The sequence below is a fragment of the Ruegeria sp. C5 genome (assembly GCF_056537605.1).
This window is the reverse complement of record NZ_JBQFRX010000003.1, coordinates 191,980-217,085: the sequence shown is the minus strand read 5'-3', so window position 1 is coordinate 217,085 and position 25,106 is coordinate 191,980. Positions and strand designations below refer to the sequence as shown.

The 25,106-nt window shown below is 57.1% G+C and carries 23 protein-coding genes; 5 read left to right on the top strand and 18 right to left on the bottom strand.

Annotated features, from left to right (window positions below):
• Positions 1-38: 38 nt before the first annotated feature.
• Entirely contained in the window at positions 39-1,058 is a 1,020-nt protein-coding gene (locus ACR0AW_RS12600; RefSeq protein WP_170512558.1) for a ribose-phosphate pyrophosphokinase, read from the top strand.
• A 51-nt stretch (positions 1,059-1,109) separates the two neighbouring features.
• Here ACR0AW_RS12600 and ACR0AW_RS12595 read toward each other — a convergent pair whose 3' ends face one another.
• The 8 genes from ACR0AW_RS12595 to ACR0AW_RS12560 form a co-directional block, all read right to left on the bottom strand.
• Positions 1,110-1,802: a nitroreductase family protein gene (locus ACR0AW_RS12595; protein WP_170401865.1), complete on the bottom strand. Its 693-nt coding sequence runs from the start codon at positions 1,800-1,802 to the stop codon at positions 1,110-1,112.
• A gap of 103 nt (positions 1,803-1,905) precedes the next feature.
• Positions 1,906-2,256, bottom strand: coding sequence for an H-type lectin domain-containing protein (locus ACR0AW_RS12590; protein ID WP_170401869.1), 351 nt, complete (start codon positions 2,254-2,256; stop codon positions 1,906-1,908).
• Positions 2,257-2,373: 117 nt separating this feature from the next.
• Positions 2,374-2,784 carry a F0F1 ATP synthase subunit epsilon gene (locus tag ACR0AW_RS12585; protein WP_170512562.1) on the bottom strand — a complete coding sequence of 137 codons (411 nt, stop codon included), beginning with the start codon at positions 2,782-2,784 and terminating at the stop codon, positions 2,374-2,376.
• Positions 2,785-2,796: 12 nt separating this feature from the next.
• Positions 2,797-4,221 (bottom strand): F0F1 ATP synthase subunit beta, encoded by a 1,425-nt coding sequence (atpD, locus tag ACR0AW_RS12580; protein ID WP_039537698.1) that lies wholly within the window; start codon positions 4,219-4,221, stop codon positions 2,797-2,799.
• A 20-nt stretch (positions 4,222-4,241) separates the two neighbouring features.
• Positions 4,242-5,120 carry a F0F1 ATP synthase subunit gamma gene (locus ACR0AW_RS12575; protein WP_170392441.1) on the bottom strand — a complete coding sequence of 293 codons (879 nt, stop codon included), beginning with the start codon at positions 5,118-5,120 and terminating at the stop codon, positions 4,242-4,244.
• Between the two features lie 15 nt (positions 5,121-5,135).
• Positions 5,136-6,674, bottom strand: coding sequence for a F0F1 ATP synthase subunit alpha (gene atpA, locus ACR0AW_RS12570; protein ID WP_170392443.1), 1,539 nt, complete (start codon positions 6,672-6,674; stop codon positions 5,136-5,138).
• Positions 6,675-7,235: a F0F1 ATP synthase subunit delta gene (locus tag ACR0AW_RS12565; protein ID WP_170392445.1), complete on the bottom strand. Its 561-nt coding sequence runs from the start codon at positions 7,233-7,235 to the stop codon at positions 6,675-6,677.
• Positions 7,236-7,537: 302 nt separating this feature from the next.
• Positions 7,538-8,272 carry a methyltransferase domain-containing protein gene (locus ACR0AW_RS12560; protein WP_170401881.1) on the bottom strand — a complete coding sequence of 245 codons (735 nt, stop codon included), beginning with the start codon at positions 8,270-8,272 and terminating at the stop codon, positions 7,538-7,540.
• 61 nt (positions 8,273-8,333) lie between these two features.
• Between ACR0AW_RS12560 and gloB the strand changes: the two genes are divergently transcribed.
• Entirely contained in the window at positions 8,334-9,101 is a 768-nt protein-coding gene (gene gloB / locus ACR0AW_RS12555; protein ID WP_170512527.1) for a hydroxyacylglutathione hydrolase, read from the top strand.
• 174 nt (positions 9,102-9,275) lie between these two features.
• A complete protein-coding gene (clpA, locus tag ACR0AW_RS12550) occupies positions 9,276-11,600 on the top strand; it encodes an ATP-dependent Clp protease ATP-binding subunit ClpA (protein ID WP_170401887.1) in 2,325 nt (774 codons plus the stop codon).
• Positions 11,601-11,687: 87 nt separating this feature from the next.
• Here clpA and ACR0AW_RS12545 read toward each other — a convergent pair whose 3' ends face one another.
• The 3 genes from ACR0AW_RS12545 to ACR0AW_RS12535 form a co-directional block, all read right to left on the bottom strand.
• Positions 11,688-13,367: a peptidoglycan -binding protein gene (locus ACR0AW_RS12545; protein WP_170636080.1), complete on the bottom strand. Its 1,680-nt coding sequence runs from the start codon at positions 13,365-13,367 to the stop codon at positions 11,688-11,690.
• 3 nt (positions 13,368-13,370) lie between these two features.
• Entirely contained in the window at positions 13,371-14,549 is a 1,179-nt protein-coding gene (locus ACR0AW_RS12540) for a biopolymer transporter ExbB (protein ID WP_170636081.1), read from the bottom strand.
• Positions 14,550-14,617: 68 nt separating this feature from the next.
• Positions 14,618-15,148, bottom strand: a complete 531-nt coding sequence (locus ACR0AW_RS12535) for a gamma-glutamylcyclotransferase (protein WP_170392457.1) — start codon at positions 15,146-15,148, stop codon at positions 14,618-14,620.
• A 67-nt stretch (positions 15,149-15,215) separates the two neighbouring features.
• Here ACR0AW_RS12535 and ACR0AW_RS12530 point away from each other — a divergent pair, with 67 nt between their 5' ends.
• Positions 15,216-16,217: a DUF2125 domain-containing protein gene (locus ACR0AW_RS12530; protein WP_170392459.1), complete on the top strand. Its 1,002-nt coding sequence runs from the start codon at positions 15,216-15,218 to the stop codon at positions 16,215-16,217.
• On the opposite strand, the gene ACR0AW_RS12525 is transcribed toward ACR0AW_RS12530, so the two are convergent.
• The 4 genes from ACR0AW_RS12525 to ACR0AW_RS12510 all read right to left on the bottom strand — a co-directional run bounded on the left by ACR0AW_RS12525 (position 16,214) and on the right by ACR0AW_RS12510 (position 20,514).
• A complete protein-coding gene (locus ACR0AW_RS12525; RefSeq protein ID WP_170733006.1) occupies positions 16,214-17,035 on the bottom strand; it encodes an extensin family protein in 822 nt (273 codons plus the stop codon). The two genes, ACR0AW_RS12530 and ACR0AW_RS12525, sit on opposite strands and share 4 nt — an antisense overlap.
• Entirely contained in the window at positions 17,032-17,952 is a 921-nt protein-coding gene (locus tag ACR0AW_RS12520; RefSeq protein ID WP_170392462.1) for a prephenate/arogenate dehydrogenase family protein, read from the bottom strand. The genes ACR0AW_RS12525 and ACR0AW_RS12520 overlap by 4 nt, the downstream gene beginning before the upstream one ends.
• Positions 17,949-19,034, bottom strand: coding sequence for a histidinol-phosphate transaminase (gene hisC / locus ACR0AW_RS12515; RefSeq protein WP_170392463.1), 1,086 nt, complete (start codon positions 19,032-19,034; stop codon positions 17,949-17,951). Before hisC ends, ACR0AW_RS12520 begins: the two co-directional genes overlap by 4 nt.
• Positions 19,035-19,098: 64 nt before the next feature.
• Positions 19,099-20,514 carry an aminotransferase class V-fold PLP-dependent enzyme gene (locus tag ACR0AW_RS12510; RefSeq protein ID WP_170733007.1) on the bottom strand — a complete coding sequence of 472 codons (1,416 nt, stop codon included), beginning with the start codon at positions 20,512-20,514 and terminating at the stop codon, positions 19,099-19,101.
• A gap of 103 nt (positions 20,515-20,617) precedes the next feature.
• On the opposite strand from ACR0AW_RS12510, the gene ACR0AW_RS12505 reads away from it, so the two are divergent.
• Complete coding sequence (locus tag ACR0AW_RS12505; RefSeq protein ID WP_170392465.1) at positions 20,618-21,079, top strand: Lrp/AsnC family transcriptional regulator; 462 nt, start codon at positions 20,618-20,620, stop codon at positions 21,077-21,079.
• A 123-nt stretch (positions 21,080-21,202) separates the two neighbouring features.
• Here ACR0AW_RS12505 and rpsD read toward each other — a convergent pair whose 3' ends face one another.
• The 3 genes from rpsD to ACR0AW_RS12490 form a co-directional block, all read right to left on the bottom strand.
• The gene (gene rpsD / locus ACR0AW_RS12500) at positions 21,203-21,823 is read right to left on the bottom strand and encodes a 30S ribosomal protein S4 (protein ID WP_170392466.1); all 621 of its coding nucleotides are present in this window, start codon (positions 21,821-21,823) and stop codon (positions 21,203-21,205) included.
• Positions 21,824-22,035: 212 nt separating this feature from the next.
• Positions 22,036-22,350, bottom strand: coding sequence for a hypothetical protein (locus tag ACR0AW_RS12495; protein WP_480439136.1), 315 nt, complete (start codon positions 22,348-22,350; stop codon positions 22,036-22,038).
• A 426-nt stretch (positions 22,351-22,776) separates the two neighbouring features.
• The gene (locus tag ACR0AW_RS12490; RefSeq protein WP_170733008.1) at positions 22,777-25,059 is read right to left on the bottom strand and encodes an adenosylcobalamin-dependent ribonucleoside-diphosphate reductase; all 2,283 of its coding nucleotides are present in this window, start codon (positions 25,057-25,059) and stop codon (positions 22,777-22,779) included.
• Positions 25,060-25,106: the final 47 nt, after the last annotated feature.

The window sequence follows — 25,106 nt, the reverse complement described above, 5'->3', positions numbered from 1 at the left end:
CTGTCACATTGCCACTGCTGCCCGGGGAAAATCAGCCGATGCCGACACTTCACGAACCCAAGCTTATCGCTGGGAACGCCAATCTTCCGCTTGCCGAAACCATTGCACGCCGCATGAGCCTGCATCGCGGCGTTGACCAGGGATTGGTCGATGCGCGGGTCGAACGGTTCAACGACGGCGAGATTTTCGTCGAGGTGTTCGAGAACGTACGCGGCGAGGATATGTTCATTATCCAGCCGACTTCGAACCCCGCCAATGACAATCTGATGGAGCTGCTGATCATCGCAGATGCGCTGCGCCGTTCATCCGCAGCCCGGATCACCGCTGTCATTCCGTATTTCGGGTACGCCCGTCAGGACCGCCGCACCAAGGCGCGCACACCAATCAGCGCCAAGCTGGTGGCAAACATGCTGACTGGTGCGGGTATCGAACGGATTCTAACCATGGATCTGCACGCAGCCCAGATTCAGGGCTTTTTCGACATGCCGGTGGACAACCTATATGCCTCTCCGATCTTTGCCCTGGATGTGAAGAAACAATTCAAGGATCAGATGGACGACCTGATGGTGGTCTCGCCGGATGTCGGCGGTGTTGCACGTGCCCGTGAATTGGCCAAACGCATCAATGCGCCCCTTTCGATCGTTGACAAACGCCGCGAAAAGGCAGGCGAAGTGGCTGAGATGACTGTCATTGGTGACGTGAAAGACAAAATCTGCCTGATCGTCGATGACATTTGCGATACCGCTGGCACTCTGTGCAAAGCTGCTCAGGTGCTGATGGATAACGGTGCCAAGGAAGTGCACTCTTACATCACCCACGGTGTCATGAGTGGACCGGCGGTTGAACGTGTGACCAATTCGGTGATGAAATCTCTGGTCCTATCGGACACGATCCAGCCTACGGCTGAGATCAACAAGGCCGCCAATATCCGCATCGTGCCCACCGCGCCGATCTTTACGCAGGCGATCCTGAACATTTGGAATGGCACCAGCGTATCATCGCTGTTCGAAGACAAGACACTGACGCCGATCTACGAGTCACTTTATCATATGGATTGATCGAAAAACTGCTGACTACCATAGATAATGTCTGAATTCATGACGGCCTGCCTATTCGGCGACCGTCATGATTTCTTCCAACGGTTTTTTCATCTTTGCAACTTTTGGCACCTTCGCGTCGTCTTGCGGGTGGCCTACAGCTACGATCATAATAGGCTTTTCATGATCAGGGCGGTTTAGCAGTTTATTCAGGAATTTCATCGGGTTGGGTGTGTGGGTCAGTGAAACCAGCCCTGCATGGTGCAACGCAGTCAACAAAAAGCCCGTGGCAATGCCCGTGCTTTCAGGCACGTAGTAGTTTTTGAACCGATCTCCATCATCGAAATGACCCCAACGTTGGGCGAAAATCACTATCAGCCACGGTGCGTCTTCCAGATGCGGCTTCTGATCGTTAGTCCCGATTGGTTCAAGCGCCTTCAGCCATTCATCTCCGGCACCGCCTTCATAAAACCTGCGCTCCTCAGCTTCTGCCTCTTCCCGAATACGGCGTTTCATCTCAGGGTTCGAGATGGCCACAAAGTGCCAGGGCTGATGATTGGCCCCTGAGGGCGCTGTTCCGGCTGCGCGAATGCACTCTTCGATGACCGTGCGCTCGACGGGCCGGTCCGAATAGTCACGCACGGTATGGCGGCGTTTCATCTTGTCGTAGAACGCTCGCGCTTCGGCCAGCATTTCTTCATCAGACAAGTCCATACGATCCGGAAGGTCCAAGGCTTCGTATTCGATATGATCTCTTGCAAACACCTGTAAGATCCTCCGGTTGCGTTAGCCGCTATTTGGGGTGGCCAGTCTTCTTTATGGGACGACGCGCGAAGGTGCGCAATCTTATGTCACGAACAGGCCTGCTTCACGAGATGTCCCAATCGTCTTCATGCGAAACATCTCCAATTGCGGTCCAATTCACCCGAATTCTGGCGATACGCGTATCAGACCAGGTGCGAAACACCGCATTGAATCCTTCCGGCGTTATATCTTCGGCCTGAACTTCAGCGCGTAAAGCGGAAGACGTATCCACATCCCAAAGCACCACGCCTATCTGGACGATTGGCACAGAGCGGAACACTTCTGAAAAACGGACGCTTACGCGACGCTCACGCGGGCCCTCACCAGTCCACATCACGCCACCATCGGCGAAATCGGAAAACAAGACCTCCTCGCCCTGATCAATGCCGATGGGATGGGTTTGAAACTTTTTCATCTATCGTCTTTTATTGTTCAATTCCTGCAGCTTAACTTCAGCGAATGGCAAAATCACGACAAAAAAACGGCCCCGCGGATACGGGGCCGTTCCAAGTGATCAGAATGTCATGAACCCTTACAGGCTCATATGCGTTCCTAGGGCTTCCATGTCAGCCAGCAACTTGGCAGCATCGTCGACGATCGTCTGATCTTCACCGGCCTTGGCCGCCTCGTGCGAAGCGCGGGCCTCGGCGATCAGATCGTCCAGATGCGAACGTGTTACTTCGGCAACTGGGATGGCTTTTTCGGCCAGAACCGACAGGCCATCACCATTGATCTGAGCAAACCCACCGGTGACCAGGTATTCGCTGGAGCCTTCGGGTGCTTCGACCTTCAGGATGCCCGGGCGCAGAGTTGTAATTGTGGGGGCATGATCGGGCATTGCCGTCATATCCCCGTCCGCGCCGGGAATCTGGACCGCCGTCGCGCTAAGCGAAGCAAGGCTCCGCTCGGGGCTGACGAGGTCGAATTGCATCGTGTTTGCCATCAGGGATACTCCTTAGGCGGCTTCTGCGGCCATCTTCTCCGCTTTGGCGATCACTTCTTCGATGCCGCCAACCATCAGGAAGGCCGCTTCGGGCAAGTGATCGTATTCGCCAGCGACAACCGCTTTGAACGACGCGATGGTCACATCCAGAGGAACCTGAACGCCCGGCGAACCGGTAAAGACTTCGGCCACGTCGAACGGTTGCGACAGGAAGCGCTCGATCTTACGGGCACGTGCCACGGTCAGTTTGTCTTCTTCCGACAGTTCGTCCATGCCGAGGATGGCGATGATGTCCTGCAGCGACTTGTAGCGCTGAAGGATTTGCTGAACGTCGGTCGCAACCTTGTAGTGCTCTTCACCAACGATGGCCGGGTCGAGCAGACGCGAGGTCGAGTCGAGCGGGTCAACCGCAGGGTAGATACCCTTTTCCGAGATCGCACGGTTAAGAACGGTGGTCGCGTCCAAGTGAGCAAACGAGGTTGCTGGCGCCGGGTCGGTAAGGTCGTCCGCAGGCACGTAGATCGCCTGAACCGAGGTGATCGAGCCCGACTTGGTCGAGGTGATGCGTTCCTGCAGAGCGCCCATGTCAGTCGCCAGCGTCGGCTGATAGCCCACAGCTGAAGGAATACGACCCAGCAGAGCCGAAACCTCAGAACCCGCCTGCGTGAAACGGAAGATGTTGTCGACGAAGAACAGAACGTCGGTGCCGGACTGGTCGCGGAACTGCTCGGCCAGGGTCAGCCCTGTCAGAGCAACACGTGCACGCGCTCCGGGAGGTTCGTTCATCTGACCGTAAACCAGGGCCACCTGCGATTCCGACAGGTTGTCCGGTTTAATAACGTTCGATTCGATCATCTCGTGGTACAGGTCGTTGCCTTCACGGGTCCGTTCACCAACACCCGCGAACACCGAGAAGCCCGAGTGCACTTTTGCGATGTTGTTGATCAGTTCCATGATCAGAACGGTTTTACCAACGCCGGCGCCGCCGAACAGGCCGATCTTACCGCCTTTAGCGTATGGGGCCAGCAGGTCAACAACCTTGATGCCGGTTACCAGAACTTCCGACTCGGTCGACTGTTCGTCAAAAGTCGGTGCGGGCTGGTGGATCGCACGGGCTTCGGTTGCTTCAACCGGGCCTTTTTCGTCGATCGGCTCGCCAACCACGTTCAGGATGCGGCCCAGAGTGGCGTTACCAACCGGAACCGAGATCGGTGCGCCAGTGTCGGTCACGGCTTCGCCGCGGACCAGACCCTCGGTCGCGTCCATCGCGATGGTACGGACGGTGTTTTCACCCAGGTGCTGAGCAACTTCCAACACCAGGCGCTTGCCGTTGTTGGTGGTTTCCAGCGCGTTCAGAATTTCAGGCAGCTGATCTTCGAAGTGCACGTCGACGACGGCCCCGATGATCTGTGTGACTTTGCCTTTTGCATTCGCCATGTTTCGTCTCCGGTATGTCTCTACAGCGCTTCGGCGCCGGAAATAATTTCAATCAGCTCGTTGGTGATCACGGCCTGACGCGAGCGGTTGAACTGGATCGTCAGCTTGTCGATCATCTCACCCGCGTTGCGTGTCGCGTTGTCCATTGCGGACATCCGTGCACCCTGTTCAGACGCTCCGTTTTCGAGCAGAGCCGAGAAGATCGCAGTGGCAACCCCCTTGGGCAGCAGGTCGGCCAGGATGGCCTCTTCGCTGGGCTCGTAGTCGAATACCGCACCGCTGTCGTCACCCGTCGCTTCGTCTTCGAACGAGGCGGGGATGACCTGCTGTGCCGTCGGGATCTGGGTCACAACGTTGACGAACTTCGAGTAGAAGATCGTGGCAACGTCGAACTCACCCCCGTCGAAACGAGACAGGACGTCCTTGGCGATGTCTTGCGCGTTGGAATACCCCAGACGCTTGACCTCGCTCAGGTCGATATGTCCAACGAACAGATCGCTAAAATCACGCTTGAGCGCGTCGCGGCCTTTTTTGCCGACGGTCAAAACCTTGACCGTCTTGCCTTTGGCGCGCAACTCGTCCGCCTTTTGGCGAGCGAGCTTGGCGATGTTCGAGTTGAAGCCGCCACACAGGCCGCGTTCAGCTGTCATGACAACCAGCAGATGGACATCATCACTGCCCGTGCCACGGAGCAGCTTGGGGGCGCTGTCGCTGCCCCCGACCGAAGCCGCCAGCCCCGCCATCACGGCATTGAACCGCTCGGCATAGGGACGCGAGGCTTCGGCAGATTCCTGGGCGCGACGCAGTTTTGCAGCCGCGACCATCTGCATGGCCTTGGTGATCTTGCGGGTCGATTTGACCGACTCGATCCTGTTTTTAAGGTCCTTAAGATTTGGCATATGCCCGCCTCTCCCTTAAGCGAAGGTTGCGGCGTATTCGTCCAGCGCAGCCTTGATCTTGTCGGAAGCGTCACCCTTGATCTTGGGATCTTCGTCCGTGATCCACTGAAGCAGATCCGCGTGCTTGCCACGCAGATGCGCCAGCAGGCCAGCTTCGTAACGACCAACATCGGACACGTCGATCTTATCGAGGTAACCATTGGTACCGGCGAAAATTACGCAGACGATTTCAGCGTTGGTCAGCGGCGAGTACTGCGGCTGTTTCATCAGCTCGGTCAGACGCGCACCACGGTTCAGCAGCTGCTGGGTCGCGGCGTCGAGGTCAGAACCAAACTGCGCAAAGGCAGCCATTTCGCGGTACTGAGCCAGTTCCAACTTAACTGGACCGGCAACCGACTTCATCGAGTTGGTCTGAGCCGAGGAGCCCACACGCGAAACTGACAGACCGGTGTTCACGGCGGGGCGGATACCCTGATAGAACAGTTCGGTTTCCAGGAAGATCTGGCCGTCGGTGATCGAGATCACGTTGGTCGGAATAAACGCCGAAACGTCACCACCTTGAGTTTCGATAACCGGCAGAGCGGTCAGCGAGCCCGCACCGAAGTCTTCGTTCAGCTTTGCCGAACGTTCCAACAGACGCGAGTGGAGGTAGAAAACGTCGCCAGGATAGGCTTCACGTCCGGGCGGACGGCGCAGCAGCAGCGACATCTGACGATAGGACACAGCCTGCTTCGACAGGTCATCATAGATGATCAGCGCGTGGCGGCCGTTGTCACGGAAGTATTCGGCCATCGCGGTTGCGGCGTAGGGTGCAAGGAACTGCATCGGTGCCGGGTCGGACGCGGTTGCCGCCACAACGATCGAGTAGTCGATCGCGCCGGACTCTTCCAGTTTCTTCACCAGCTGAGCAACGGTCGAACGCTTTTGACCGATCGCAACGTACACGCAGTACAGCTTCTTCGACTCATCGTCGCCTGCTGCGTCGTTGTAAACTTTCTGGTTCAGGATCGCGTCCAGAGCAACGGCGGTTTTACCGGTCTGACGGTCACCAATGATCAGCTCACGCTGGCCACGGCCGATTGGGATCATTGCGTCAACCGATTTCAGGCCGGTTGCCATCGGCTCGTGAACCGATTTACGCGGAATGATGCCCGGCGCTTTAACGTCTGCAACGCCACGCTTGGTCGCGTTGATCGGGCCTTTGCCGTCCAGCGGGTTGCCCAGACCGTCAACAACGCGGCCCAGCAGCTCGTCACCAATCGGAACGTCCACGATCGAGTTGGTGCGCTTAACAGTGTCACCTTCTTTGATGTCACGGTCGGAACCGAAGATAACAACACCGACGTTGTCGCTTTCCAGGTTCAGCGCCATACCCATGATGCCGCCGGGGAATTCGACCATCTCACCGGCTTGCACATTGTCCAGGCCGTATACACGGGCAATCCCGTCACCGACGCTCAGCACGCGGCCGATCTCGGCCACTTCGGCTTCCTGACCAAAATTCTTGATCTGGTCCTTCAGGATTGCAGAAATCTCTGCAGCTTGGATTCCCATTTATCCGACCTCTTTCATTGCATTCTGTAGGGAGTTCAGCTTCGAACGGATCGAGCTATCGATCATTTTCGAGCCCACTTTAACGACAAGACCGCCGATGAGGCTTTCATCAACGGTCGCATTGATTGTCACGGTCTTGCCCACACGCTCGGACAGCGTCTTGGACAGTTTATCCATTTGGGTCTTGGTGAGCGCCTTGGCCGAGGCGACATCGGCGGTCACCTCGCCACGCTCGTCAGCCAGCATGTCGCGCAGAACCTGCACCAGTTGCGGTACAACGAACAGACGACGTTTCTGCGCCATCAGACCCAACGTATTGCGCAGGATGGCATGTAGGCCCATCTTGTCAGCAACAGCAGTGATTGCGCTTTCCTGTTCGGCGCGCGAAACCAAAGGCGATGCGATCAGGTCGCGCAATTCAGCGCTGTCACCCAATGCTGCTGCCAGATCGTTGATTCCGGTTTCCAGACCTGCAAGGTCGTTATTCTCTTTAGCGATCTCGAAGATCGCGGTGGCATAGCGCTCGGCGATGCCAGTGGAAATCGAAGCTGGTTCGGACACGTCCACCCTTCCGATATTTGAGGCCCCGATTTTGAGTAGCGGCCGCTACCTTGGGGCGTGAGGAAACCCCGTCCATTTAGGGCGGGGATCAAAATCACCGGGGATGTAGCAGAGGTGTTCCAACCAAGCAATACGCTATAGCGGTAACAGTTTTATCCACAAATTATTATTTTTCATACACTTAACCCAACTGCGACCCTTTGGACCGATTGGGGCAGTTGAAAAATGTTACGAATATGCAGGTTTTTGCGATTCCTGTGACCTTTTTCCCGCATTTTTTCCGTTCAAAATGCGCCGGACTGTCACGCAGGCTTTAACAAACCATCCAACGCTTTGATCGGGCGCTTCGCTGTGTCTTTGGTAACGCTCCCGCTAGGCGGGCGAATGAGTTTACTGGCCTCAACCATAAGCACGCCTCCGGCCATGACGGTTGGGATGCGTTGTCCAGTCTTCTCGATCAGGCTACCTGATTTTAGCCAAAACCGACGGAACGAAGGCGGCAGGTAAAGCGCCGAGCAATGGTTTTCGGGGACGAAGTGGTGCGCTCGCAATTGGTTTTCCAATTGGGTCGTTGAATAGGGCTGCCCAAAGCCAAACGGCGTCCGGTCTGAGCGCGACCAAAGCCCGGCCCGGTTCGGTACGACAAATAGCACACGCCCTCCGGGCCCCAGAACGCGCCAGCATTCTTCCAGCAATTGGCTGGGTCGGTTTGAAGTTTCCAAACCATGCATCACCACGAGTTTATCCACATGGCCAGTTTCGATTGGCCACATCGTCTCTTCGGTCAGAACGGAAACATTGGGCATCCCCGCAGGCCATGGCATTACACCCTGCGGACCAGGCATAAGACCAATCACACGACGCGCATCTTTGAGGTAAGGCCGCAATAAAGGTACGGCAAAACCAAATCCGACCACAGTTTGCCCTTTGGCTTCGGGCCAAAGATCCACCAACCGACCACGGATCGCTGCCTGGGCCGCGCGACCCAGGGTGCTGCGATAGTAGAAATTCCTCAGATCCTGCACATCAAGATGCATTGCGGACACCCGGTCAATCGGCTTAGCTGGGCGCAGTCTAGCAATGAAAGGGCAAAAGGCCATGCCTCTTGAGATCGTCACCATTCCTTGCCTCAGCGATAATTACGCCTTTCTAGCCCATGATCCGGCCAGCGGTGAGACTGCCTTGATCGATGCGCCAGAGGCAGCTCCGATTCTGGCCGAACTGGATTCGCGCGGCTGGCAGCTAAGCCATGTGTTGCTGACCCATCATCATTGGGATCATGTGGACGGGCTGGGCGACATTCTGGCGAAACAGCCCGCGCGTGTGATCGGCGCAAAAGCAGATGAGCATCGGTTGCCAAAACTCGATCAGGCGGTGGTTGAAGGTGACACTTTTTATATCGGCGGTGAGCCGGTCGAGGTTCTTGATGTGTCCGGTCATACAATTGGGCACATTGCATTCTACATGCCCCAAACTGGCGTTGTATTCACCGCTGACAGCCTGATGGCGCTGGGATGTGGACGATTGTTCGAGGGCACGCCTGCGCAAATGTGGGCCTCTCTCAGCAAGTTGGCGGCCCTGCCCGATGAAACAATCGTGTGCTCAGGCCACGAATACACACAGGCAAACGCCAAGTTCGCCCTGACCATCGATCCCGACAACCCAGCCTTGCTTGACCGCGTGGCCGATATTAATCGCGCCCGCGCTGCCGGAGAACCCACTGTGCCCTCGCTTTTGGGCCTGGAAAAGGCGACAAATCCGTTTCTAAGGGCCACTGATCCGGCGATTCAGGCCCATCTGGGCATGGAAAACTCTGATCCCGTGTCCGTATTCGCCGAAATTCGAGCCCAAAAAGACAGCTTTTAACCCGTTTCAAGCCCCAATCACGGCCACGGTCACAACAAATGTGACTGTCAAGTGAAAGAAAACCCTTGAAGCCGGGGCGGGATCAACCAAACTCTAATAGTATGAGGACATGGTTGGGATGGGGATCCGGCCTGCAGCCCGCCCCCTTCCGGCCCAATACAGAGGAGCACCCGCGTGCCTTCATTCTCGAGCACACTTGAACAAGCCATCCACGCGGCCCTTGCGGCGGCGAATGAACGGCGACATGAATTCGCAACGCTAGAGCATCTGCTGCTGGCGCTGTTGGAAGAACCCGATGCGGTGCGCGTCATGAAAGCGTGCAGCGTCGATCTGGACGAGTTACGCAGCACCTTGGTCGAATTCATCGACGAAGATCTGTCAAACCTCGTCACTGATATCGACGGGTCCGAAGCCGTGCCCACGGCAGCCTTCCAGCGTGTCATTCAGCGCGCCGCGATCCACGTTCAAAGCTCTGGCCGCACAGAGGTGACCGGGGCCAATGTATTGGTGGCCATCTTCGCCGAACGTGAAAGCAACGCAGCCTATTTCCTGCAAGAGCAGGACATGACCCGTTATGACGCGGTAAACTTCATCGCACATGGTGTGGCCAAAGACCCGGCCTATGGAGAGAATCGTCCTGTAACGGGTGCTGATGAAGCCGAAGAAGAGGCTCAGACGACCTCTGGTGACGCTGAGCAGAAAGAAAGCGCGCTTGGCAAATATTGCGTTGATCTGAACGCCAAATCACGCGCCGGTGATGTAGATCCGCTGATCGGACGCTCGGACGAGGTTGAACGCTGTATTCAGGTGCTGTGTCGCCGACGCAAGAACAACCCGTTGCTGGTAGGTGACCCCGGTGTCGGCAAAACCGCCATCGCCGAAGGTCTGGCGCATAAGATCGTTGCGGGCGAGGCCCCGGACGTGTTGTCGGAAACCACCATCTACTCGCTTGATATGGGCGCCCTGCTTGCAGGAACTCGCTATCGCGGCGATTTCGAAGAGCGTCTGAAAGCGGTTGTGACCGAATTGGAAGAGCACCCTGATGCAGTTCTCTTCATCGACGAGATTCACACTGTGATCGGAGCGGGTGCAACCTCGGGCGGTGCAATGGATGCGTCGAACCTGCTGAAGCCAGCGCTTCAGGGTGGCAAACTGCGCACCATGGGCTCGACCACGTATAAAGAGTTCCGTCAGCATTTCGAAAAAGACCGCGCGCTGAGCCGCCGATTCCAGAAAATCGACGTGAACGAGCCGTCGGTCGAGGACAGTGTCAAAATTCTGCGCGGTCTGAAACCGTATTTCGAAGAGCATCACTCGATCAAATATACTGCCGACGCGATCAAGACAGCTGTCGAATTGTCGGCGCGCTATATCAACGACCGCAAACTGCCCGACAAGGCCATCGACGTGATCGATGAGGCCGGGGCAGCGCAACACCTGCTGGCCGAAAGCAAACGTCGCAAGACCATCGGCGTCAAAGAGATCGAGGCGGTGGTTGCCAAGATTGCGCGTATCCCACCCAAGAACGTCACCAAGGATGATGCCGAGGTTCTCAAAGATCTCGAAACCTCGCTGAAACGCGTGGTGTTTGGTCAAGATGAAGCGATCGAAGCGCTGTCCAGTGCGATCAAACTGGCGCGCGCCGGTCTGCGTGAGCCCGAAAAACCCATCGGCAACTATCTGTTCGCTGGCCCCACCGGTGTTGGCAAAACAGAGGTGGCGAAACAGTTGGCTGACACGCTTGGTGTTGAACTGCTGCGCTTCGACATGTCGGAATACATGGAGAAGCACGCGGTCAGCCGTCTGATCGGTGCGCCTCCGGGTTATGTCGGGTTTGATCAGGGTGGTTTGCTGACCGACGGTGTCGACCAGCACCCACATTGCGTCTTGTTGCTTGATGAGATCGAAAAAGCGCACCCTGACGTGTTCAATATCCTGTTGCAGGTGATGGATCACGGCGAATTGACCGACCACAATGGCCGGACGGTGAATTTCCGCAACGTGGTCCTGATCATGACCTCAAACGCGGGTGCACAGGAACAGGCTAAGGCTGCCATTGGCTTTGGCCGCGACCGGCGCGAAGGTGAGGATACCGCAGCGATCGAACGTATGTTCACGCCGGAGTTCCGCAACCGCCTGGACGCCGTGATCTCATTCGCGCCGCTGCCGAAAGAGGTCATTTTGCAGGTCGTTGAGAAGTTTGTCCTGCAGCTGGAAGCACAGTTGCTGGATCGTGGCGTGACCATCGATCTGACACCGCGTGCCGCCGAATGGCTGGCCGACAAGGGCTATGATGACAAGATGGGTGCGCGTCCTCTAGGCCGTGTCATTCAGGAGCACATCAAGAAACCTCTCGCCGAGGAACTGCTATTCGGCAAACTGGCCAAAGGCGGCGTGGTCCGTGTCTCGATGAAGAAGGGCGAGCTGAACCTGGAAATCCTGGGCCCCGATCAGCCCCGCATTCCGGGCGACAAGCCCCCGCTTTTGACAGCGGACTAACCCACGGCTTCTATAACGAAAAACGCCCGCCTTTTCGGTGGGCGTTTTTCTTGTTTGGCAGGTAATCCACAGCGGTTCGAACCAGCCTTACCGCTCTGTCAGCTTCAACTCGATCCGACGGTTTTGGGCGCGCGCCTCGGGTGTGTCGGCGGGATTAACGGGCTGGAATTCTCCGAACCCGTTTGCCGCCAAACGATCAGGTGGAATGCCCAGCGCATCAACCATGTAGCGCACCACAGAAAGGGCACGACCCTGGCTGAGCTCCCAGTTGTCGCGATATCGTCCGCTTCCTGCAAGTGGCACATTGTCGGTGTGACCATCGACACGGATGACCCAGTTCAACCCTTCGGGTATTTCTGCGGCAACGCTTCGCAGGATATTGGCAACTTTGGCAACCTCCTGACGACCTTCCGCAGATAGGTTTGCGGACCCGGTGGCAAACAACACCTCAGACGAGAACACGAAGCGGTCACCTTCAATGCGCACGCCATCCTGATCACCCAGCACATCGCGCAACCGCCCGAAGAATTCCGAGCGATAGCGCTGCAAATCCTCGGCCTGCGCGGCAAGCTCCTGATTCTGGCCCGCCAGTTTCTCGGCCTCGGCTTCCAGCCGAATACGTTCAGCCTCTTCCAGCAGTCGGCGACGGCGTTCTTCCGAGGCTGCGCGCGCTAGAGCGGCATTCAGATCCTGGCCCAGCGTCTGTATCTGGATCTCGGCGGCGGTATTACGTTCTTCGTAATCGTCTAACAAAGCCTGCAGCGATCCCAACTGGCTGCGCAGGGCTGCCATCTGCTGATTAAGCAGCGCGGTCTGACGTTGCGCTTCGGTCGAGATTTCCTGTTCCGATGCAAGCGCCTCTCGGGCGAGCGCCAGCAGCGCCGCGCGCTCCTCGGCCAGTGACCTTTGTTCAGCTTCATTTGCTTGTGCTTGGGTTTGGGCATCCAGCGCCGCCTGCAGTTGTTCCCTCAGTTCTTCGGCATTGATCTCACCGAACTGACGCTCAAGCTCTGCCTTGGCAGCCTGTGCCGCAGCTAGCAAAGTCAGGGTATCCTCGGCTTCCTTTCGCTGCGCTTCCAGCGCCAAGGTCATCGCTGTCAGTTCAGCATCTGCATTCTGCAATCGATCACGCAACGCCTCAGCAGCGGCGGCTTCGGCCAGACGCGCGGCCTCTTCCTCGGTCAGTTGCTGTTCCAGCTCGGATATCTGAGCTGCCTGTGCATCTTCGCTGGTTTCAAGTTCGGCGACGAGAGCTTCAAGTGCTTCGCGTCGAGCCGCGGCAAGGCGGGCGGCTTCGGCCTGTGCGTCGATTTCTTGTCTGCTTTGAGCAAGTGCCAAATTCAAGGCATCTTGTTCATTTAGCAACTCATCGCGTTGCGTTTCTAGCGCGGCGATATCCCCCTGCGCACGCGCCTGATCAGCCAGCAAAGCCGCGACCTGTGCTTCAAAGTCGGTTATGCGGGTTTGTGCCTGCGCTAGATCGTCTTCGACCTGATTAAGCGTTGCATTCAAGTTCCCAAGACGCGCTTGAAGACGGCTGTTTTCCCGCTCTTCCAGCCCCAGCGCCCCGGCCAGAGCGGCGATTTCGTCGGACAGCGCAGTCAGTTCATCCTCTTGCCCCGAAATCGTTTCGCGCAGCACAAATTGCACGACCATGAAGATGGTCAGCACAAAGGTCAGCACCATCAACAATCCCGTCATCGCATCCACGAAGCCGGGCCAGACCGAGCCCGAGAATCGTTGACCTGTGCGGCGGGACAGCGCCATGAGTTACTCTCCTTCTGGCGGCGTACGTACGGCGCCCCGTGGCAAGGTCAATGCTTTGACCAGTAGCTCAAAATCCTTGCGCAGCTCGTTCATGCTGTCCTGGCGACCGGCGGAAATCTCTTCGAGGATACGCAGCAACTGCACATCCATCGACCGCAGGCGCATGCGGCTTTCCGCATCGATCCCCTCGCCCGCGCCATGTTCGCGCATGTGATCAAGCAACGCGTCTTGCCCCAGCGCCACACGCTCAAGCGCAGCCGTAACACCTTCGGTCTGGGCCTGACGCTGGTTCATTTCCCCGATGACATCGACCAATTGCCCCAGCTTGGCTGATACGTCCGTCCGATCAGCTTCTTGCGCCGAGAACATATCCTGCAGCGCATCCATCTGCTCGGACATGGCGTCCAGTACTGGGGTCAGCACGGCCAGTTCCGCGCCGCCCTCATCGCCTGCTGCAAAGCCAACGCGGGTGATCGAGGACAACCATTCCTCCAATTCGCGATAGAACCGGTTCTGACCATGGCCCGCGAACAGTTCCAGCAGGCCGACGATCAATGAACCGGCCAGACCCAGCAATGACGACCCAAAAGCAACGCCCATGCCCTGCAGCTGCGCTTCCAATCCTGTCATCAGACGGTTGAAGACGGCCAGACCTTCTTCACCTTCCTGCGGATTCAGGCTGCGGATCGTATCAACGATGGCGGGGACAGTGGTGGCCAAACCAAAAAATGTCCCCAGTAGGCCAAGGTAGATCAGCACGTTGGTGATATAACGGGTGATCTCGCGCTCTTCTTCGACCCGTTCGGCGACGGAATCGAGGATCGATCGGGTAGAGCTAGAGCTGATCTGAGACCGCGCCCCGCGTTCCCTCAACAACGACGCCAGTGGGGCAAGCAGTTGCGGCGGGCGCACATCGTCACGTTCGACGCCTCCGGCAAAGGCTTCGATCCAACGAACCGATCCGATCAGCTGTGTGACCTGCAGAAAACAGGCAGCGACACCGATGACAAAGACCAGCAAAATGAACCCGTTAAGATACAGATTGGCCTGAATAACCGGCAGCACATATGGCAACGCCATGAACACGCCAAGTCCTGACAGCCCTATTGCGATCAGCATCATCAAAATCTGACGGATCGGTTGTGAGAAATGTGGTCTCACGCCCTGTTGTGCCTGCGCCATGCGCGTGGCTCCTGGTATTGTCTGCTCTGGGCTGAACCTATCGAAGTTCGCCCCGTGACGCCAAGAGTTTATGCGCTGATTGTCCGCACCCGTTGCGACAACCACTCAAGATCAGGGTCGTGCAGTCCGATCTCGGTCAAGTGCGAGGCAGTATTGTAGAGATATTCGGTATTTGGCCCACGTCCGCCAACCGCGTGGGCGATGATCTGAGCCTGCTCTTCCAATGGAAGACCGCCGCAATACTGAACGTGGTGAGCATCGATGACGTAAGTCACTGCATTTACGATCTGCCCGCAGTCCAGATGCACGTCCAGCATCCGTTCCAGATAGGCTGACGAGATCAGCTCACGCTCACGCAATTCAGCCAAAGTGCGCTCTTCGTGACCTGCCTCGACAGCAAGCGCCAATCCAGTGCAATGCGCGTCTGGCTGTTCGTCCAGCGCCAACACCAAACCGGGGTCTTCTTCCGTGCCGCGATGGTGGATAGAGCGCATGCAAAACGACCGCGCATATCCGTGCAATTTAGCGCGTTCGCTGCGTGCCACCGGAAAGCCCGGGTTCCACAGCAGCGATCCATATCCGAATACCCACATCGTCATTGCACTGGTCCTTGCCCGTTTGGCCCTATAAACATCAAATCCGAGGCAGGAAAAAGGGCCATTCATCATGCGCCGTCTGATACGCGTTTTCGTATTTATCGCCCTCGCGTGGAGCGCCTACTGGTTTGTCGCCGGTTATGGTCTGCGAAACGCCCTAACCGGTTGGTTTGACCGACAGCAAGAACTGGGCTGGCAGGCCGAATTCTCGGACGTGTCGACGGCCGGATATCCGTTTCAGCACATCACACGCCTGAATAATCCCGCTTTGGCCGATCCGGTCAACGGAACGGCATGGAGTGCGGACTGGGTCGAGTTCCAAAGCCCAGCAATCTGGCCCGGCCGCCAGATGCTGCGCTTTGCCAGTACGCCGCAGCGCCTTTCCTATTTCGACCAGACCACGACCGTTCAGGCCGAAGCGCTACAAGCCGAATTGCAGCTCCAACCCGGTGTCGCGCTGGTGCTCGAGAAAATGGCGCTGACCTCAAAGCGCTGGCTGCTGACAACCGAAGGTGATCCGCAAGCCGGAGGCCAGTCGCTGAGCCTTGTGATGGAGCAATCTGGAGCGCCCGAAAGCTATGGGATTACCGCGAAGATCGACGGATTTACCCCCGGCGATGATCTGAGACGCCTGATGCGTTCAGCATCGACCCTGCCGCAATCGTTCGAAACGCTGGAAATGGATATGTTTGTCACTTTCGACAAACCCTGGGACCGCACCGCACTTGAGCAGCGTCGCCCCCAACCCGTTGCGATTGATCTGCGTTTGGCAGAAATGAAATGGGGTGAGCTGCGTCTGTTCGCCACCGGCGAACTGGAAGTTGACGAACAGGGCATTCCAACGGGTGAAATTGCGATGAAAGCCGAAAACTGGCGCGACATGATCGCGATGGCAAACGCCGCAGGTGCGCTGCCGGATCAGGCAGTCGATCCTGTGACCCGCGCATTGGGTTTCATGGCTGGACTGGGTGGCAACCCAAATGCGCTGGATTTACAGCTGAATTTCAGAGATGGGTTCGTCGCCTTGGGTCCGTTGCCCCTTGGTCCTGCCCCGAGACTGGTACTGCGTTAACGGCAATAGGTGCCGCTGCGGTAGCGCGCGGTGTCTAGGTGGAAATGATCCCGATGGTAGCGATCAGAGTTTGGTCCGAGAACCGTGCCAAATGGCCCACACGCGCCGCGCCATACCTTGGTCAGTTGCTTCTTGGACGGATTTTTGCGCCAGCCATTCAGAACCGTCACCACCTCACCATCGGCCATCTTGAAGCCCGAAATGTCGATGGCGCGCCCTTTACCATGCTCAGAAATCCGCGCCCCTTTACGGTTGTTACGTGTTCTGCAGGCGTAATGCGCGGCGACCTGTAGCTCGACCACCGGACCTCGGCGTTTGAACGTGGGCTTTACAGTTTTGTCGACCCAATTGTTCAGCGCCTGTGCAGTGCCGCAATCCATCGTCGCCGGGCGGCTCAGCCTGACCCCCGATACTGAGGTGATTTGCACTGCATCCTTAATCCCGCAGGCTTTGATCTTGCCCTTCACACGTCCAACCGGCTTACCCTGAATATCGATATCGCCACAGACTGAACCCTTACGCAGCTTGCGTTTCTTAAGAAAGACGCGTTGTTCCAATTCTTCCGGGCGCACAAACGGGCGGATCGAATTCTCGGGCCCGAGCAATGGTAATTCAGCGGGACGGGCTGCAGCGGCCGTTACCTGCGGCGAAGCGGGCCGTAGCACAGGCCGGATGTTGGGGGTGACGATTGCCACCATCGCTTGGGTGGTTTCCGGGCGCGTCAACGGCACAATAGAAGTTTCAGGCGCCGCCGCATTTGCAGTCGTTGCCGCCAAAGCAACGCAGAAAATCAAATGGCTGCAACCGATCTTTCTCATGTCGATGTTTTTCCCCGCCCAAAATCTGGCGCATCCGTATCCTGGCCCGCATCAATGATGCCGCGGCGGATCGCCCGTGTGCGCGTAAAGTAGTCGAACAATTGCTCTCCGTCACCTGTTCGGATGGCCCGCTGTAGCGCAAAGAGCTCTTCCGTAAACCGGCCCAGAATCTCCAGCGTTGCGTCTTTGTTGGTCAGAAACACATCACGCCACATCGTCGGGTCCGAAGCCGCGATGCGAGTGAAATCGCGGAAACCAGCTGCCGAATACTTGATGACTTCGGTGTCTGTAACCCGCCGGAGATCATCCGCAACTCCCACCATCGTATAGGCAATCAGGTGAGGTGCGTGCGAGGTGACCGCCAGCACCAAATCATGATGCGCGGCGTCCATCTCATCGACATTCGATCCCAGACCCTCCCACAAAGCCCGCAGGCGAGCGATTGCATCCGGGTCGGAATCTTCGACCGGCACCAACAGGCACCAACGGTTGTCGAACAGTTCGGCGAATCCCGATTCAGGCCCGGAATGCTCGGTCCCGGCCAGAGGGTGTGCCGGAATGAAATGAACGCTATCGGGTATGTGGGGTGAGACGGCGTCAATCACGTGACGCTTTACCGACCCCACGTCTGAAACGGTGGCACCGGATTTCAGAACCGGCGCAATCTGCTGCGCCACAGGTCCCATTGCACCAACGGGGACACACAAAACCACTAGATCAGCACCTTCGACCGCCTCTTCCGCGGTCTCGCAAACCCGGTCACAAAGGCCGATCTGGCGCGCCGTCTCGCGGGTTGCCTCGGATCGCGCATAGCCCGTCACTTCCCCCGCAAGCCCAGCCCGTTTGATCGCCCAGAACATGGACGATGCAATCAGGCCCAACCCGATCAGCGCAACACGGTCGTAAATCTGGCTCATACAGCGCCCCCTTTGAACGCAGTAATCGCTGCAACCACGCGACCGCAGGCGATTTCGTCGCCTACGGTGATCCGCAGCGCGTTTGGCAGGTTGTAGCCCGCGACCCGCCGCACGATCAAACCCTGCGTTTTCAAATAGTCATCGCAGGCTTCCGCCTCGGCCCTGTCAGCAAAACGGGCGAGGATGAAATTCGTGCATGACACATCGGATGAAACGCCGACCTTCGCCAGTTCATCAGACAACCAAATCCGGAGGCGTGCATTTTCAGACAGGCAGAACCGCAGATATTCCTCATCCCGCACGGCGGCCTCGGCCGCCGCGAGAGCCGTCAGCGATAGGTTGAACGGCTGACGAACGCGGTTCAGCACATCAATAATCTCTTTCGCCGCATAGCCCCAGCCAACGCGCATCCCACCTAGACCGTACACTTTCGAAAACGTCCGGGTCATGATGACATTGCTAAACCGGTCCACCAGCCCTGCGCCTCCATCGAAACCATCGACAAATTCGGCATACGCACCATCCAGCACCATCAGGCAATTGGCTGGCAATGCATCCGCCAACCTCTGCAATTCGGCGTCAGAGACCATGGTTGAAGTAGGATTTCCCGGATTGGTCACAAAGACAATCCGTGTCTGCCCAGTGACCGCGGCAAGGATGCTATCTACGTCTACACGGCGATCCCTCTCGGGCACCATGACCGGGGTCGCGCCCGCCATTCGCGCGATGATCGGATACATGGAGAATCCATGCTCGGTATAAATCACCTCATCACCCGGACCAGCATAGGCCTGCGCTACGAACTGCAACACTTCATCACTGCCGACACCGCAGATGACCCGATTGGCATCCAGTCCGTGCCGTTCAGAAATTGCGGCGCGCAGGCTGGCATGATCGGTGCTGGGATAACGATGCAGCGAAACGGCACTTTCGCGCACCGCTTCGATCGCCTTGGGACTTGGCCCAAACGGGTTTTCGTTGGAACTCAGCTTGATGACATCCGCAACACCGTCAACATGCGACTGTCCGCCCTGATACAGCGCGATGTCCATTATGCCGGGTTGAGGTGTGATCTGGTTCATGAGGGGCTCCACTAGCTTGGCCCCTCATACCTTTCTCAACGGGTTGAGAAAAGCGGCAATTATCTTACGCCGCTTTGAAGCGCGCCGTCGCCGGATCGGCATTGTAGAATGGGACGAACTCCTCGGTCCGGCGCGACAGCTCGTTAACGCTGTCGATAATGAACTGAACGGTCTCTTCGCTCATGAGGTAAGAGAAATTCAACCGCACCCAACCCGGTTTCTTCATTTCCTCACCCTCCGACAGGGCCGCATGCAATTCTTCCGATGTTGCCCGATCAATGCCCAGCAGACGATGCGCATAGGGTCCGGCACAGGCACAGCCGCCACGTGCCTGGATGCCGTAGATATCGCTGAGCATCCGGGTAAACAGCTGCTGATGCACCGGCTGCCCATTCCGATCACACACGAGGAACGAGAATATCGGCAGGCGGTGTGCATTCTCGGCACCTAGCAATGTCAGATGTGGGTTGTCGGACCACCCATCCAACGCCATGTGGTTACACTGCGCTTCACGCTGCGCGATCTCATCCGCTCCAACCGCATCTTTCACGATGAAGGCCAAGGCCGCACGAATGTCTCCGATCACATTTGGTGTACCCGCCTCTTCCCGTGTCGCGAGATCGGCGCTGTAGTCGTGCCGCCAAGGCGAGACAAAGCTGACAGTCCCACCGCCGGGCCAACTCGGACACGTCCGCTTCACAGCGCATTGGTTAACGACCAGAACACCCGACGCCCCCGGCCCGCCCGGAAACTTATGCGGAGAGACAACAATCGCGTCCTTCCGCGCATCTTCCGGCCCCATGTCCATTGGCAAATAAGGTCCACCACCCGCATAGTCCCATACCGCAAGCGCACCATGTTCTTTCAGTAACCGCGTCACAGGATCAGGGTCGGTGATGATGCCTGTGACGTTTGACGCCGCTGAGAATGACCCAATCACAAGATCGGAATCTGCGTGTTCGATCAGCACTGCCTTTAGCGCCCGCATATCGGGACCGCCGTCAACGGCTTCTGGAATCTCGATCACCCGCGCCTTGCTTTCACGCCACGGCAGAATGTTCGAATGATGCTCATACGGACCGATCAAAACGACCGGCTGATTAGCCTCTTGCACTCCCAGCAGACTAACCAGCCGGTTGAGACCCGCTGTAGCGCCAGACCCGGTAAAGATCACCGCGTCCTCTTCCTTGGCGCCAACTATGCGGGCGACCTCGGCCCGCGCCTCGCGGCGCAAACGGGTTATATAGGAACCGCAATAGGAGGCTTCGGTGTGGCTGTTGGCATAGAACGGCAACACATGCTCAGCCACGAAATTTTCGACCTGTCGCAACGCGCGACCCGAGGCAACGTAGTCCGCATACACAAGCGGCACGTCCCCATGCAGACCCGGGATGAGTACCCCCTCACCGATCAGCCCATCACGCAGAGTATTTCCGTGAGCAGCAGATTGAATTTCTGCGCGAAAGTTGGACAAGGTCATAACACAGGCTCCATATTGCTAACTCCAATATGATTGATCCATCCTGTGGAAACCTCACAATTTTATGCTTTATATGTCCGAGTTTTGTGTCATATGAGCTTGTATGGAGAAAAAATTAGATCAAATTGACACGCGTCTTCTGAAGGAACTGCAAAAAGACGCAACACTTTCCCAGCGAGAATTAGCAGATAGGGTCGGCCTGTCCCAAAATGCCTGCTGGCGAAGAATAAAGGCCTTGAACGACGCAGGTGTCCTGCAAGGTTCTACGGCGCGCATCGCGCGTGAAAAGCTTGGGCTGAATCTGGTGGTTTTCGTCATGCTACGCACGCGCCACCACTCTGCCCAATGGTTGCAGGCCTTTCGCAGTCATGTCCTGACCATTCCTGAAGTGGTCGATTTCCATCGCATTGGCGGCGACTATGACTATCAACTCAAGGTCGTTACAGAAGATATGGCCTCTTACGACAAAGTCTATCAACGCCTCATCGATAAGATCGAACTGGACAGCGTCACCTCCTATTTCGCAATGGAGGCCATTGCCGAAAGTCGCCCGCTTCCTATCTGATCCGCCTCTTCATCTGGCCAAATATATCTCGGGGGAGTCGCGCAGCGACTGGGGCAGAGCCCCATCAAAACAAAAAAGACCGCGCTGAAAGCGCGGCCCTTAAACTCAACAGGTCGGCGAAGATTAGTTCTTCGCGTAGAATTCAACGACCAGGTTCGGTTCCATCATAACCGGGTAAGGCACATCGCTCAGGCCCGGTGCACGCACGAAGGTCGCGGTCATTTTCGAGTGGTCGGCGTCGATGTAGTCAGGCACATCACGCTCGGCCAAGCCGACAGCTTCCAGGACAACGGCCAATTGCTTGGACTTGTCACGCACTTCGATAACGTCGCCTTCTTTGACGCGGTAGGACGGGATGTTGACCCGCTTGCCGTTCACTTTAACGTGGCCGTGGTTCACGAACTGACGTGCGGCGAACACGGTCGGAACAAACTTGGCGCGGTAAACAACGGCGTCCAGACGACGCTCCAGCAGACCGATCAGGTTTTCACCGGTGTCGCCTTTGACACGCTCAGCTTCTGCATAGATGCGGCGAAACTGCTTCTCGGTCAGGTCGCCGTAGTAGCCTTTCAGCTTCTGCTTGGCACGCAGCTGCAGACCGAAGTCAGACAGTTTACCCTTGCGGCGCTGGCCATGCTGGCCGGGGCCGTATTCACGACGATTAACCGGGGATTTCGGACGACCCCAGATGTTTTCGCCCATCCGGCGGTCGATTTTGTACTTGGCAGACGTGCGTTTGGTCACGGCTGATCTCCTTCTTTAGATTGAGGCCCCGATGGGCCACTATGAAGGGCGTTGTCCTCTTGAGGTTTCCCCCATGACAGGCATCCCCTTGCGGGGGCCACCAACACCAATGAAGCCGCGCTTATATCCCTGCTTCGGCCAGAGTCAACACGCCACAGCAAGCAAAGGGTAGGATTTCTGCTTAGAGTTGGAATCTTTCTGAGAAGTATCCGTTATTCAGCGGCCCAACCGGCAGTATTTGATAGATTTACCGGCACTGAACTTGCATTTGCACGAGCCGCCGGGAACACGACAACCTTGTCGTCATAACCACTGTCAATCTCAACAGGTTCAATATGCGAAGCTGCCGAACTGACCCAGAAATCTTGATCAGGCTCAGGGTATCCATCCTCAAACACAAGCACCAGAGACGCTTCGTTCACCTCACGCACCAGCTCGGCAACGAAAGTCTGAGCGCCGTTTGACAACTCGATCTTGGCACTTTCGTTGATCTCGCCGGGGTTGGTGAAACTGGCTCTGGCCGCCAATATAGATCCAAGACCGGTGGAGTCTGCGTGCAGCGCAACTTGTTCAGCACTTGCGGCGAGTTGGACCCCTCGCCCCCTCCAGGACCAAGAGCTACCAACGCGCAAGTGGGCCAAAGGCGCCGCCTCAAGCCCGTCAACTTCCGTCTGTGTCCAAAATATTGCTATCCGACCGTTATAACCGGTTCTCATCTGTCCGCCCGCACTTTTACTCATCCCACAAGTAACTGTGCTTGTGTATCAACGAAAAAATGGGCGGAAAAGAGACCGAAATGTAGCAATCACGAAAATGTTGCTAAAGAACAGCCTCATATTGATACTTTTCGTCGAATGTTGGTGAACGTCTGGCGCACCGCGCTAAGTTCGCTTCGATCCGAAGTCCGCGAAGATAGCCGACTTTGATTGATTGCAGATAGCTTTTACGCCAAATCAGCCACACTTAGAATAACCGCAGCTGCGGCAGGTCATGCAGCCTTCGATCATCACCATGTCGAACTGACCACAGGATGGGCAAGCCTTGCCACGCGGGGCGTCCATGTTGACCACCTGCGCCTGAGGATCGGATTTCAGGCCCATGCCTTCGCCCTCAAGGAAGCCGATATTGACCATGTGTTGCTCGATCACGCCGCCAATCGCGGCCAGGATGGACGGAATGTACTTGCCTTTGACCCAGGCCCCGCCGCGCGGGTCAAACACAGCTTTCAGTTCCTCGACCACAAAGGACACATCGCCACCGCGTCGGAACACGGCCGATATCATCCGGGTCAAAGCCAGCGTCCAAGCATAATGCTCCATATTCTTCGAGTTAATGAACACCTCGAAGGGACGACGGCGTCCGGCAATGACGATATCGTTAATTGTCAGATAGATTGCGTGCTCGCTGTCCGGCCATTTCAGCTTGTAAGTCGACCCTTCAAGCGATTGTGGGCGATCCAGCGGTTCGGACATATAAACGACCTCGCCCCCGTCAACCTCATGCGGGGCATCCGCGCTTTCACCCGGCGCTTTGTCGTCGCTTTCCGATACGCTCAGAACCGAGCCGGTCACATCGTTTGGCCTATAGGTAGTGCAGCCTTTGCATCCCTGATCCCAGGCCTGCATATAGACGTCTTTGAAGGCGTCAAAGCTGATATCTTCGGGACAGTTGATCGTCTTCGATATCGAACTATCGATCCACTTTTGCGCCGCCGCCTGCATTTTTACGTGATGGGACGGGCTTAGTGTTTGCGCATTCACGAAATACTTGGGCAATTCGGCGTCGCCAAACTTGTCGCGCCACATCTGCACCGCATAGTCCACAACCTCTTCTTCGGTGCGCGAACCGTCCTTTTGCAGCACCTTGCGCGTGTAGGCATAGGCGAAAACCGGCTCGATCCCCGAAGACACGTTGCCCGCATACAGCGAAATCGTACCCGTCGGCGCGATCGAGGTCAGCAGCGCGTTGCGGATGCCGTGTTCGCGGATTGCGTCGCGCACATCGTCATCCATCAGTTGCATGGTGCCGCTGGCCAGATATTTCTCGGCGTCAAACAGTGGGAAAGCGCCCTTTTCCCTCGCCAAATCGACCGACGCCAGATACGCGGCGCGCGCGATTGCGTGCAACCAGCGTTCGGTCTGACGCGCCGCCTCGTCCGAGCCGTAGCGCAAACCCAACATCAACAGCGCATCGGCCAGACCAGTCACGCCCAGCCCGATACGGCGCTTGTCCTGCGCCTCGGCTTCTTGTTCGGCCAGCGGGAATTTCGACGCGTCCACCACGTTGTCCATCATGCGAACGGCGGTGGCCACCAGCTCTTGCAAGGCCTCCTCGTCCAGATGCGCGGCATCCTCGAACGGCTCGGCAACCAACCGTGCCAGATTGATCGAACCCAGCAGACAGGCACCATAAGGCGGTAGAGGTTGTTCTCCACACGGGTTGGTCGCCGAGATCGTCTCGACGTAATTCAGGTTGTTCGCCTGGTTGATCCGGTCGATAAAGATCACGCCCGGCTCGGCATAATCATAGGTGGCCTGCATGATCTTGTTCCAAAGATCCCGCGCCTGAACGGTGTGATAGACCTTTCCGTCAAATACCAGATCCCACGGTCCATCGGCCTTAACGGCCTCCATGAATGGATCGGTGACCAGAACCGACATGTTGAACATGCGCAAACGCGCCGGGTCGGATTTCGCGGTGATGAACTGTTCGATATCTGGATGGTCGCAGCGCATGGTCGCCATCATCGCACCACGACGCGAGCCTGCAGACATGATCGTGCGGCACATGGCGTCCCAGACGTCCATAAAGCTTAGCGGGCCCGAGGCATCCGCTGCGACCCCTTTCACATCGGCGCCGCGCGGACGGATGGTTGAGAAATCGTAACCGATCCCCCCGCCCTGCTGCATGGTCAGCGCGGCCTCTTTCAGCATGTCGAAGATACCGCCCATGCTGTCGGGGATCGTCCCCATCACAAAGCAGTTGAACAGGGTTACCTGTCGCGCGGTGCCCGCCCCGGCGGTGATGCGGCCAGCAGGAAGGTATTTGAAATCCTCTAGCGCCTCATAGAATTTTTCTTCCCAATGCGCCGGGTCTTCTTCTACACGCGCCAGATCACGAGCTATGCGCCGCCAGCTGTCCTCGACTGTCTGATCGATGGGCGTACCATCCGCCTGTTTAAAGCGGTATTTCATATCCCAGATCTGCTCGGCGATGGGGGCGGCAAAGCGGCTCATTGGTGATTCCCTGTGCTGAAAGAGGCATTCAGATTAGCCCAGATCAC

Excerpts from the sequence above, each read along its gene's own strand:
- ACR0AW_RS12585 (WP_170512562.1), bottom strand. The coding sequence starts at position 2,784 with ATGGCAAACACGATGCAATTCGACCTCGTCAGCCCCGAGCGGAGCCTT.
- ACR0AW_RS12510 (WP_170733007.1), bottom strand. The coding sequence starts at position 20,514 with ATGACCTTGTCCAACTTTCGCGCAGAAATTCAATCTGCTGCTCACGGA.
- atpD (WP_039537698.1), bottom strand. The coding sequence starts at position 4,221 with ATGGCGAATGCAAAAGGCAAAGTCACACAGATCATCGGGGCCGTCGTC.
- ACR0AW_RS12530 (WP_170392459.1), top strand. The coding sequence starts at position 15,216 with ATGCGCCGTCTGATACGCGTTTTCGTATTTATCGCCCTCGCGTGGAGC.
- ACR0AW_RS12520 (WP_170392462.1), bottom strand. The coding sequence starts at position 17,952 with ATGAGCCAGATTTACGACCGTGTTGCGCTGATCGGGTTGGGCCTGATT.
- ACR0AW_RS12545 (WP_170636080.1), bottom strand. The coding sequence starts at position 13,367 with ATGGCGCTGTCCCGCCGCACAGGTCAACGATTCTCGGGCTCGGTCTGG.
- ACR0AW_RS12590 (WP_170401869.1), bottom strand. The coding sequence starts at position 2,256 with ATGAAAAAGTTTCAAACCCATCCCATCGGCATTGATCAGGGCGAGGAG.
- gloB (WP_170512527.1), top strand. The coding sequence starts at position 8,334 with ATGCCTCTTGAGATCGTCACCATTCCTTGCCTCAGCGATAATTACGCC.
- ACR0AW_RS12505 (WP_170392465.1), top strand. The coding sequence starts at position 20,618 with ATGGAGAAAAAATTAGATCAAATTGACACGCGTCTTCTGAAGGAACTG.
- ACR0AW_RS12560 (WP_170401881.1), bottom strand. The coding sequence starts at position 8,272 with ATGCATCTTGATGTGCAGGATCTGAGGAATTTCTACTATCGCAGCACC.
- ACR0AW_RS12490 (WP_170733008.1), bottom strand. The coding sequence starts at position 25,059 with ATGAGCCGCTTTGCCGCCCCCATCGCCGAGCAGATCTGGGATATGAAA.
- hisC (WP_170392463.1), bottom strand. The coding sequence starts at position 19,034 with ATGAACCAGATCACACCTCAACCCGGCATAATGGACATCGCGCTGTAT.
- ACR0AW_RS12525 (WP_170733006.1), bottom strand. The coding sequence starts at position 17,035 with ATGAGAAAGATCGGTTGCAGCCATTTGATTTTCTGCGTTGCTTTGGCG.
- ACR0AW_RS12540 (WP_170636081.1), bottom strand. The coding sequence starts at position 14,549 with ATGGCGCAGGCACAACAGGGCGTGAGACCACATTTCTCACAACCGATC.
- ACR0AW_RS12600 (WP_170512558.1), top strand. The coding sequence starts at position 39 with ATGCCGACACTTCACGAACCCAAGCTTATCGCTGGGAACGCCAATCTT.
- ACR0AW_RS12535 (WP_170392457.1), bottom strand. The coding sequence starts at position 15,148 with ATGACGATGTGGGTATTCGGATATGGATCGCTGCTGTGGAACCCGGGC.
- ACR0AW_RS12575 (WP_170392441.1), bottom strand. The coding sequence starts at position 5,120 with ATGCCAAATCTTAAGGACCTTAAAAACAGGATCGAGTCGGTCAAATCG.
- atpA (WP_170392443.1), bottom strand. The coding sequence starts at position 6,674 with ATGGGAATCCAAGCTGCAGAGATTTCTGCAATCCTGAAGGACCAGATC.